Origin of the sequence: Pectobacterium fontis, assembly GCF_000803215.1 — a bacterium.
GTDB classification, from domain to species: Bacteria; Pseudomonadota; Gammaproteobacteria; order Enterobacterales; family Enterobacteriaceae; genus Pectobacterium; species Pectobacterium fontis.
In genome coordinates this window covers 216,166-227,230 of record NZ_JSXC01000002.1, presented here as the reverse complement: position 1 = coordinate 227,230, position 11,065 = coordinate 216,166, and the positions used below count along the sequence as shown (strand labels likewise).

At 49.8% G+C, this 11,065-nt stretch carries 6 protein-coding genes; 3 read left to right on the top strand and 3 right to left on the bottom strand.

Features of this window, described 5'->3' with window-relative positions; translation table 11 throughout:
• Nucleotides 1-465 precede the first annotated feature (465 nt).
• The 3 genes from avs1c to avs1a are packed head-to-tail and all read right to left on the bottom strand — an operon-like array spanning nt 466 to nt 7,653.
• Entirely contained in the window at nt 466-714 is a 249-nt protein-coding gene (gene avs1c / locus OI69_RS01575) for an AVAST type 1 anti-phage system protein Avs1c (RefSeq protein ID WP_039345191.1), read from the bottom strand.
• Between the two features lie 7 nt (nt 715-721).
• A complete protein-coding gene (locus OI69_RS01570) occupies nt 722-6,472 on the bottom strand; it encodes a serine protease (RefSeq protein ID WP_039345188.1) in 5,751 nt (1,916 codons plus the stop codon).
• The gene (gene avs1a / locus OI69_RS01565) at nt 6,469-7,653 is read right to left on the bottom strand and encodes an AVAST type 1 anti-phage system MBL fold metallo-hydrolase Avs1a (protein ID WP_039345185.1); all 1,185 of its coding nucleotides are present in this window, start codon (nt 7,651-7,653) and stop codon (nt 6,469-6,471) included. The genes OI69_RS01570 and avs1a overlap by 4 nt, the downstream gene beginning before the upstream one ends.
• 787 nt (nt 7,654-8,440) lie before the next feature.
• Between avs1a and OI69_RS01560 the strand changes: the two genes are divergently transcribed.
• The 3 genes from OI69_RS01560 to OI69_RS01550 are packed head-to-tail and all read left to right on the top strand — an operon-like array spanning nt 8,441 to nt 11,047.
• On the top strand, nt 8,441-8,944 hold the full coding sequence (locus OI69_RS01560; RefSeq protein ID WP_039345182.1) for a TIR domain-containing protein: 504 nt from the start codon (nt 8,441-8,443) through the stop codon (nt 8,942-8,944).
• Between the two features lie 60 nt (nt 8,945-9,004).
• Nucleotides 9,005-10,468: an SIR2 family protein gene (locus tag OI69_RS01555; RefSeq protein WP_039345179.1), complete on the top strand. Its 1,464-nt coding sequence runs from the start codon at nt 9,005-9,007 to the stop codon at nt 10,466-10,468.
• A gap of 27 nt (nt 10,469-10,495) precedes the next feature.
• A complete protein-coding gene (locus OI69_RS01550) occupies nt 10,496-11,047 on the top strand; it encodes a toll/interleukin-1 receptor domain-containing protein (protein ID WP_039345176.1) in 552 nt (183 codons plus the stop codon).
• Nucleotides 11,048-11,065 lie beyond the last annotated feature (18 nt).

The window sequence follows — 11,065 nt, the reverse complement described above, 5'->3', positions numbered from 1 at the left end:
AATTTCGGGGACAGATCAAGGCTTGCCTGAGGGTGAGATCGTAAAAACAGGTGTGTTCAATCCTCAGGGCAGGCACGTCCTGCACATTAGGCTGTGTCCCTTAACTTCCCTACATACCAAAAAGTACTGTAAGAACACTTCCCAAAATGTGATTTTTTGTTGAATGTTGAACACTTCTGGGGCGATTTTTATCGCTTAAACGCGTTTTTTGCACTGTTGAGTTGTACAAAAAACAGTTACGGGACACAGCCTAACATTCCCCTCACGAATTAACGCAAGCAAATGCTTTTACAGTCTTCTCCTAGACCGTTCTCTATAGTGAGTTTTTTCGGGGCCACTACAACGCAGCTCCGTGATGAACATTCAGATAAGAGATAAATCTCTGAAAGTTGTTCCATTGACCTCGCACCTTTCAAAGGTATCTTTTCACATCCCCTTCTACTAGGATTAACTCGATACTTAAGTTTAGGGAGTGCCCTCATCGTTCGGTATGTTCGGCAGGGGAATCGACTTCATCCACTCCATCATATTCGCCTGAAGACGGGCAGTTTCATCCACGGAGAGAAAATCAATCCGGCCGTTTGGCAGTCGCCTGACTTTAAGCAAACTCTCACCGGATACCCCCTCTGCCAGCATGAGCCGACCCGTTTTTGAATGATTCTCAAGCAGATGAAGTCGGTGCTCGAATTCACTTCGCGTTAACGGTATATTCATATTCTTCCTAGTGAATCTTCAGTGCGCCAGCGGCGTTCATAAGCGCAATCGGTTCGTTGTTGAATTCACAAACCCATACAACCCTTATTCCCGGCGGGAGTCTGAACGCGTCCCGTTTAATGGATAAATAACACCCTTCTTCCAGAGGCGCGCCCCCCTGACTCTCAACATCCCGCCCCTTTCGCCAACTAGCTCGTTTAAAATGATGCGAAAGAGCCCTAGTGAGCGTTATTAGCCCTTGAGAAGGAATTGCTGGCGTGAAACTGCCAAAATATGCAGGCGTCGCTTGAACATTCACGCATGTGTCCAGTTGGCCTGCCCGCACAGATGTGGCAAGAGCGGTTGCAGGAAAACGTCCGGATAAGCAGGGAGCATCTACCCCGTCACGGTAGAAATAAGCCGTCAGCCTCAACAGAACGAGTACGCCGTTAATATTCCGCCTCTCGTAAAAATCGAGATAGAGCTGGCTGTCAGCAATAGGTGAAAATTTAACCTTCCCCTGCATCAACTGGTTGAGCCATTGCTTACCAGGCGATGAAAAATGCGTAATTCTGAATGTGTCAGTCGGCTCAGGATTACAGATACGGAAAATAGCCTCAGCCTGAAGGCACTGTGCATCGTCCAGAACGGACATAAGTGCTACCTGTAAGGCAAAGCGAAGTTTTGCCTCCCATCGGCCGTTCCAGGCCGTGCTTCCGCTCATGCCCGTCGCCAAAAGTTCTTCAAGAGCCTCTACTGTTTCCCACCCGAAGGGATGACACGCCTCACACAGCACAGCAAATGCCCTCTCTGACAGGCTGCCGTCAACCAGCCCGGCATCCGCTAACTGTCGCCACTGAAAAGCAATTATCTCAGCCCATTTTGGACACGCTGGACTCTGCTGTGCGATTTTTTCCTGCAAGGGCTGGCGTACTTCCCCGTCATGCAATAACGCTAGCGCCTCAGCAGCACTCGCGTTCCCCAAGGATGCAGCCCGTCTCGCAATTCGCCCTAATGTGGCGAGCCGGCCAGCATGACAGCAGGATTTTTTTGTCTCTGCCACATCCAGATGTGCTGACAGCAAAGTCCATAAAGACCCAGGATCATCCTGAGAAAGCTTATCGAGTATCCCGCACAGCACATCCGGATGGTTCAGTGAAACCATTGAAAATGCCAGAGGCCCAACGTCGGATACGTAATGGGGATGATGCTGCAGCAGCCACAGCAACATATCCGCAGCTTTCTCACTGCGCATCCAGACAGGATGATCAACAGCATGCAGAAGCAGACGGGTAAGCGCAGAAGACGGATGCTGATCCTCTTTCCTGTTAAGAAAATCATACCGTTCGATGACGGCAACAGGCATGCCGGTTAGTATCTCCATGTGTGATAGCGAATGCTCAGCCAGCTCAGCCTGTACACTCTCATCCGCTGCAGGAGACAACCATTCAATCAGCTTGTCAGCGATACGCCAGCTCTCCGTATGCTGCTCTGCAGAAATTAACGCCCTACTCAGCGTCACAACCTCCGACACCGAATCCGTGCTTTTCAGCAGTATGGAGCCTGCACGTCTATGCTCCTCTGATAAGTCGCTCCATACCGACCATCCCTCCTGCTGAAACATCTCAAGTGCATTGATTGCCTTGTGCTGCGCCTGTGACGTGTTACGTCTGTGCAATTGACTTTCAGCCTCATCAAGCGCAAGCGATGCCCTTGCAAAAACATTAGGCGGTGCATGCTGCGTTTCTGCGACGTCTTCAAATGGCTCGCTCTGCTGTGCTGGGGCGCTGTTGTTATCTGAAAGGTAAACGTTCAGAAAATCAGTTTTATCCCTGAGAGCCTCAGGAAGTGCGCTTCGCAGGTATTTCATAAACAGGTGCCGGTTCCCAGGCATCAGTTCAGCTTCAAAAATAAGCGTGAGCCGTTGTGCGATCATCGCCATTGCATCCTGACAGTCCTGCATGTTGATCATCATTTGAGCATAGGCATCTGCATAATTATCAAGATGACGCGCATCGCCAAAATGGTAGGTCTCAAGCAATGCCCAGCATAACGCCCAGTCACACATCGGGACAGCGAAACGCACAATGTTCAGGATCACATCCTGTTCATCTAGTGCGCCCCCGGGGAAACGCGTTCCTTTCAGTAATGACACACGATCGATGTCGCCATGCGTAGCTTCAGCATAAAGCTGAGCTGTTGTACCGTATGTTTGACACATAAAATACGCGGCTGCCTGGGAGAAATTACCGTGCTGGCACAACGCCGCAGTGAAATCACGGCGCGCATATCGCACGTAACGCTGAAAGGTCATCTCACCGCCAGCCATATCCAGCAGACAGGCAATACGGGCGAGCAAACGCTGAGGGATCGCGTCCGCCTCGCTCATTGACTTGAGCGCTGTTATCATCAGACCAAACTGATCCTCTTTATACCAGTCGGGGCCCATTGAGAATGCCAGCACCTGCTGGTAAGCCTGCCGTGCACTTTCACCCGCATCCAGCCGGACAAATAATGAAACCAGGTGCAACAACTCTGGCACAAGTTCATGGCGATTCTGCAGATTGCCCAGCACAAACTCATACCAACGGAAGGCCAGATCATAAAGGCGGTTCTGAATTCCACCGTCATCCACCACCTGGCTCAGGAGTGTTAGAATCTTTAGTAACGTGGCTCGGAACCCTTCCGAATACAGCCCAAATTGACGGGGGAAATGCTGCTCAATAAAGGCCAAAAGCGCGTCCAGTCGGGAAGGGAAAACAGACGATATCAGGAGTGCCAGCCGTTCATAAAGCTGTGGTACAATAGCTTCAGGAAGAGCATAGGCATCATGCCATGCCACACGGTCTGATAATGGAAATGTCAGGCTGCTCAGTACCTGCTTTTCAATGACAGTCCACACCGACTCAAGGGCTGCTTCATCTCCCTCTAAATGAAAACGTCCTGCCGCCCCCTCACACCATGCCACCATCCTACACAATTCCTCCATGCCTACGATCCAGCCAGTTGCTGTCAGCGCAACGGGCGCCGGACAGTCATACGATGGATCGCAAAATGCCTGAATTTTATGTTTAGCCATCTCCTCCAGGAACGACACATCATTCGCTGACACATTATCATCACCAATGAAACGTACCGGTTGCAGTGGTACTGATGTATCCCCCTGAAAATTTCTTATCATTTGCGCAGGGGCACCAGACGAGATCATAGCATCAAGTGTCCGGGGATCTACGTACACAGGAGATTCATGTTCCAGACAGCTCAGCGTTGTCAGGTCTTTAAAGAGCTGGTCCAGCAGCTCCGGATCAATACTGACCTGAAACTCCTCACAGAGAAAATGGTAATACATGAACGTTATCACGAACGATTGCGTGACCTCCTGCAGGGGCCCCGTGAAATTCTCACTCAGTTTCGCAAGCGAAATATAACGTCCATGGAAAAACAGCATGCCTGCAAAGAACGAGGCACACATCTGACCGCGAAGCCCCCTGACCGTCCCCTCATCGTCACAGACTTGCTCAATCACGTTCATCCAGTAAAGCTGAAATTGCTTTAAATCTCCTTCCGCACGCCTGTCTCCGGCCAGCCCTTTGAGAAAGTAGATATTCATACGCATATCATAAAGCTGTAAAAATTCCGGATAAGAAAGACCGGTTTTTACCTCTGCCAGCTGCTCCTCCACCCAGTCATCTGCCAGACTGAGAAGCGCAAGAGCATCGCTGTCGTTATCCGCACGAATCAGGTCAAACGCCACCTGCAGGGCTTGCGTCACTGGTAGACTGAGCCGCCCGAAACGAATAACGTGTTGCAACGCTTCCTGAGGATGGCCAATCCGGATCAATGCCCTGGCTGTGAGTAAAGCAGATTGCGCAAAAAGGGTGTTGTAGCGAAAGCTCAGCCGGTGGGATAACAGAAGAAGGCGTACGGTATCCGTCAGACTGCCGCTTGCCAATGCGGCATTCAGCGTTTCCCGAACATCGCCAAGAAGTAACGCCGGATTAACCCCCTCGGTAACACAGCGGTCAGCCCAGTGCTGATCGCAGCGGCTGATTGCCCACATCTGCCGGGTCGGGTCGCAGCGCAGGCTGTGATACATAAGATTCAGAAGGCCATACCTAGTGTCAGGGTGACTTTCACAGTAGGCAGACAGCCGCTGCTGAATATCTGCTTCACGTAGGACAGTTTTTTCTGCCAGAAAATCAGCAAATGAGGCGTGATAAATGGTTGTCTCACCAGGGGTCATCAGAAGGTGGCTGATGCGTTCAAGTGTGCTGACTAGGACGCTCAGCTCTTCAAGACTGAGCAGTTCGGTGAGCTGCGCATGTGAAATTCCCCAGCGTAAACGCACGATAATCGCCAGAAGATTAACCACTAGCGGGTTGTTTTGCAGGCTAACCCACAGCATTTCATAATAATTTCGGATACGTCCGTCAATGAGCGGTAACTGAGCAAGCTCTTCCTCTGCTTTTCCCGCATTGGCCAGATCGATCAGATAGCGAAGATACAGAGGATGCCCCTGCGCAAGATCGCAGATAACCCTGATCATCCCCTGCGATGGTACTTCTTTGAGCGACTGTCTGCAGTATTCCCGCGCTGATGCCTGAGTCAGAGCTGGCAGTGTGCAGCAGTCCGCAGGCGATACCCTGACACCCAGTTGTGCTGAATAACGGGTATAGCCCGGGGCAGAAAAGATCACTACCAAGCCTTCACTGAGCTGCAGGGGTAACAGGGCTGTAAACCGATTAAGCAGGGCCTCATCGTACTTATCAACCTCATCAAGTCCATCGATGAAGAGCACCCCTGTCTTGTTGCGGCGGGCATACTCTTCACCTAGGCGCGTCAGCAGTTGTCCGGCTTCATTGATGAGTACGGAGTAGTCCCCTTTGATAAGCCGCCCGGGTTCCCGCGTCAGGAATAGGGAAACCTGCATACTTAACCAGTTAACGAAGGTCTCAGGTTGAGCCTGCTGAACTGCATTCACGCCGTCACGGCCTGTGTTAAAGCTATAGGTCCCAAAATGCTCAATCGTCGGGTCTTTAGGCGTAAACTTTGCACAAAACGTCGATTTGCCTATACCGTGCGCGCCCTCCAGAAATAGATATCCCCCGCGTTTTAAGGTAATAACGCGCTCAAAACTGTGCCGGAATTCAACCCGCTGCGCCTCACTGGTGTTCTCATAACTCTCCGTCGGTGTAACGGGTGCCGGAAGCAGGTTGTTACGCCGCAGAAACGCTGCCATCTCTGCAACTGAAATGACGCCCACCGTATTCTCAATGGAAACCCGCAAAATCCCCGTACAGTTCCCCCCGGTGATAAGTGCCGCACCAGATAGCCCTTCATAGCGGGGAAGTACCGCATTCTGCTCTATGGCTATTTCTATATCCATTCCGAGCAGCGGCTCGGCGAGGATCTGCGCGATCGTTCCCTCCACGCGATGCCCGATGCCCAGTTTACTCTGAGGCCATCCATAGGCATAAAAGGAGCTCCCCGGCAACGGGCGAGTTTCACTCAATCGTACAGGGGTCAGATCCTGCGGTGCATCAAGCAACAGCAAACAGACGTCCGTGTTTTCATCTTCATCCAGGACTGTGGCCTTCAGTTCCACCTGTGTGTCTGCCTGCCTAAATGTCAGAGACACGGGCGCTTGATTAAAAAGGGCATTCTCAACGCAGTGTCGCGCCGTCAGCACTTTATCCTGTGATATCAACCAGCCGGTTCCTGTATCTTTCCCGCAAGCAATCCTACAGGTGGCAAGCCTGACTTCCGCATCCAGCATCATTGGCGTTTTCCAATCTCAATCCAGCAGGACGTGCCTGCTTCTACGGTAAAAGGTGCCCCAGTAATCGTCGTATAATGTTGTAAGTAGTCTGAAGACGGGGTTCGGTAGTTAAAGTAAAGGGTGCGGGAAAAAGCGGCAGGCCTGTCAACGATGGCCGTCAACACCTCCACATCTGGATGCTGGTGTCGACTGCCGTCGGATGAAATAAAATACACCGGTGCATCAACAAGCCCCAGCAGTTCAGGATTTGTATTACTGCAACTGCCATGATGGGAGATCTTGATTGCATCAAATAGCAGGGAACAGCCCTCAGCTTGCAAAATTTTCAACTGATGAACGATGTCTTCTGCAGGGGAATCGGCCAGCATTAAAATGCGACAACCATCAAGTTCAACAAGCGTCGCAATGGAACTGGCATTCGTCACAGAGGTGTCAGGTCGGTAAACTTCTTCAAGCTGCCTGGGACGACCTGCTGAAATTAGCGAAGGTGGTTTCCCGACGGCCTCCTGCAGGTGTGACACACCGCATTCAAAGGCATCTTCAGCCAGCGTATCAGCCCCCACCTCACCCTTAAATCCAAAGCGCCTCAGGCTCTTTTGCCAAAACACCAGTAGTGCATCCAGCGCCGTATTCGATGGTGTCAGTACAGTAACGCGCCCGCCAGGCAAGTTGATTCCAGGCATAGACTCAACTGAGATACGGCGTAATCCGTCGCCTTCATTCCAGTCATATTGCCCGTCATGAATGAGAGAGGCGAGCGTATTGCCCTGCCGGGCACTGATAGCCTTGGCGCCCTGCCCCTCTTCATTGGGGGTCAAATAACCGCGTTGAGTAAGGGTGTTTAAAATAATTTCATTATTAAGCTCAACCGGCTCAGTCTGCGGGGCCGTCAGACTGCGTAAACTGTTATGCCAGATGCGTTTAATCTGGATAATTTCAGGACGTGCCGCTGCGCCGTTAATAGATAGAAAGCGAAGGATGCCGCCAATATGATCGGCATCAATATGCGTATTAATCACCAGATCAAGGGCTTGCCCCTCTGAAGCCAGTTTCCGTAGATCGTCGACAATATAGTTGTTAAACGTTGAACTATACCCGCCATCAATAAGCAATGTGGCTCTATCTGCACAAAGCAAAAACGCATCACCATTCCGGGCAGGATACATCCTTATATTCAGCATCGTCATTTCCTGTCATTATCATCCAGCACCTAGCGCCTGTTTCCCTGTACCAGTAAAACGGGCCTTTAACACGACGTTGCAATATTTTCTATCTTTTTCAATTCTTTTCCCAGATTATTTCTTTCCTACGCACTAACGTTAAGCAAACAATGCACTATGGTCAATAGCCCTCGGCCGTATGCGTACTACTCCACGCACAAGCATCTATGTTGACAGACGAACAGGTGAAAGATTATCGACTAAAGTGCTTCTTAGATGTCTAAAATGCTACATCGCCCGTGAATTCTATCCATTGATTCTGTCGCAAACGCCCACTAATAACATAGTAGCGTCAATAGAATGCTTCTTCCTGATGTTCGCACTTAGCCAGCTAACTGCAACGGGCCATAAGCGGCAGTGGATTCTGATGGACACCAGAACTTGCCTACCTTTGCTGTATCCACTTGCATATCAAATTGACCATTTGAGTTTTCGTTCGCTATCCACTCAATCGGCCTCACTACAGGCCATCAAATATCTTTGTGAATTTTGGCTCAAAAATTATGGTGTCTTTTTATTCATCTGGCCATTACTCGCGTATAGCTATTGACGAGATGTCGGCATTCTCCCACTATCTGGAAAACAGTCGCACATGCCAGTCTAATATATTAGTACCTGTAAAAAGTGCTGGCACTTTCACTAATGCGGCTCGATTAAGATGGGCAGTTCCGCACCTAAATTTGTATCCAATGCTATCAACTGCTCCATAATGACCTGAACCGCTAACGATTTTAAAAGGAGTCATATTATGGCCAGAAAAGTATTTTTTAGCTTTCATTTTGACAATGACTTTTGGCGTACCCAACAAGTACGTAACATCGGCGTGATAGAGGGACAGACCTTATATAAACCTAACGCATGGGAAGAAGTTAAGAGAAAAGGCAATGCAGCAATTGAAAAGTGGATTGATGAGAATCTGAGTGGAAAATCCTGTGTGGTTGTTCTCGTCGGAGCAGAAACGGCGAACCGACCTTGGGTAATAGAAGAGATAGTTAAAGGATGGAACTCAGGCAAGGGTGTACTGGGCATCCGTATAAATGGTCTCCTCAACAGCGAGCAGAAAACTTCCACTGCCGGGGCGAATCCTTTCGACAGCGTTACACTAAAAAGCGGGACCATCAAACTATCAACTTACGCAAGATTGAAAACACCAACCGGTTCGGACAGCAAAGCCATCTATGCGTCGATTCAAAACAACATTGAGGCATGGATTGAGGAAGCTATTCAAATTCGCAAAGATTACAAACCTTAAATTTTAAGTTTCGATTGGCAGAGTTAAAAAACAAACCCTCATACATCAAGGAATACTAGTATGACCAAAGCGGCCATGAATCGCTTCTTAAAAGAATATCCGAATGCGTTGAATGACGGTACGGGCGCCATTTTTATTGGAGCAGGCGTTTCAATGGCTGCAGGTTATCCATCCTGGTTTGAGCTATTGGGAGAAATTGGCGAAGAACTGGGGATCAGCTCCAAAAACGTACATGATCTTGCAGCATTGGCACAGTGGAGCATTCAGGCAACCGGAGGGGCAACACGCGTCCGCGAAGTTATCAAGAAAGAAATTAGTCCCGACAGACCGATACCAGACACGGTGGAAGTGATTGCCCGGTTGCCTATCCGGCATATCTGGACAACTAACTATGATCGGTTGATTGAGCGAGCCTTCCAAGCCATCAATCGGCCTCTTGAGCCAATCTCCGGTGTAGACAACCTGGCGCTTAAAGCAACGCCGGGCGCCACACGACTTTATAAGATGCATGGCTCGGTTGATAGGCTAGACGATATCGTGATATCCACCGACGACTATGAATTATTCAGGTCGAAAAGGGGAGCCTATCTACCTCTTTTCCAGGCTCATCTGACAAGTATGTCAATGCTTTTCGTAGGAATCAGTTTCACTGACCCTAATATTAGACATGTGCTATCACTAATCCGGGAAAGCTTCAAAGATGCTCCCCCCGAGCATTTCGCCATCGTACGCCCACCACAACGTGCTGATTTTTCATCCGATGATGAATACAACGCGCGTTCAACCCAACATGACTTGTGGGCAAAAGATCTGAAACGCTACGGGCTTCTTGTCGTTGAAATTGACAATTATGACGAAGTCCCTGAGTTGCTACGAAAAGTAGAGCGTCGCGTCGCTGCCAAGCGTGTTTGGGTGAGTGGGAGTTGGCCGATTGAGCATGGTGGCGCGGAGGCCTCCAACATTCACGCCTTTGCCGAAAGTATAGGCCGCCAGATTGGCGAATCGAATCGAGATTTGGTGACTGGGGCAGGCGTATTGATCGGCTCTGCGTCTATATCAGGATTTCTGGCGGCCCTACGTAATGGCGGAGGGTGGGATCTGGACCGCCGCCTTGTTGCACGCCCATTCCCCCAGCCTCTGCAAGGTAGCGTGCCGAATGAGCGCGAGTGGAAGGCCCTGAGGAACGAGCTGGCTAGGCAAGCAGGGATAGTGATTTTTGTGGGGGGCGTAAAACTACTGGACGGAGCACTAATTTCAGCCGACGGCGTGTTGCAAGAGTTCGAATGTGCAAAAGTAAGTGGTGCCTTCTTAATCCCCATCGCAGCAACTGGCGGGGCAGCTAAAGACATTTGCGAGCAACTGATTGGCTCTCCCCTGTCCACCGAAGGAGCCATGGCACAACGCCCCTCTGATAAGGAACTGAGAGCGCTTGCTGATCCGTCGCTACTTCTTGACCAAAAAAGCCGCGACCGACTAGTTACTGTGCTCTTTGAACTTATTGATAGAATAGCAAAGATATCCTGACTCGTATGGTGTTGAGACTATAAATTTATGGCCCGTAACGTCACCACTTCAGAACTGCGAAGCTTTTCAGCAAACCTAGCTCCGGCAGATTTGCAAAAATCATTAATAACGGCATCAATAAGCCAGTCAGCCAGTGCTTTTCTTTCCCACTCCAGCAAAGACAAAGATTTGGTTATCGGAGCTATGCAAGTTATTCAAAACCATGGAGGTATAGTCTATGTCGATGAAATAGATCCGGAGATGCCACCCTATACCACTGACGAAACTGCGGCACTATTGAAGCAAAGAATCATTCAGACGAAACGTTTTGTTCTTTTGACGAGTAGCAACAGCAAGGACAGCCGTTGGGTTCCTTGGGAACTCGGTATTGCTGACGGTGCCAAAGGTCTCGGGAAAATAGCAATTTTTCCGGCATCCGATACTGAGGGGCAAGATTCCTGGACATCCTGGGAATACTTGGGCTTATACAGACGAATTGTTTGGGGGAAACTGGAGGGGCATCCAAATAACCTTTGGATGGTGCTGGATCACAAAGCCAATACTGCCGTCACCCTTAGATCTTGGTTGTCTGGATACTAGGATGAATCTGTATCGCGG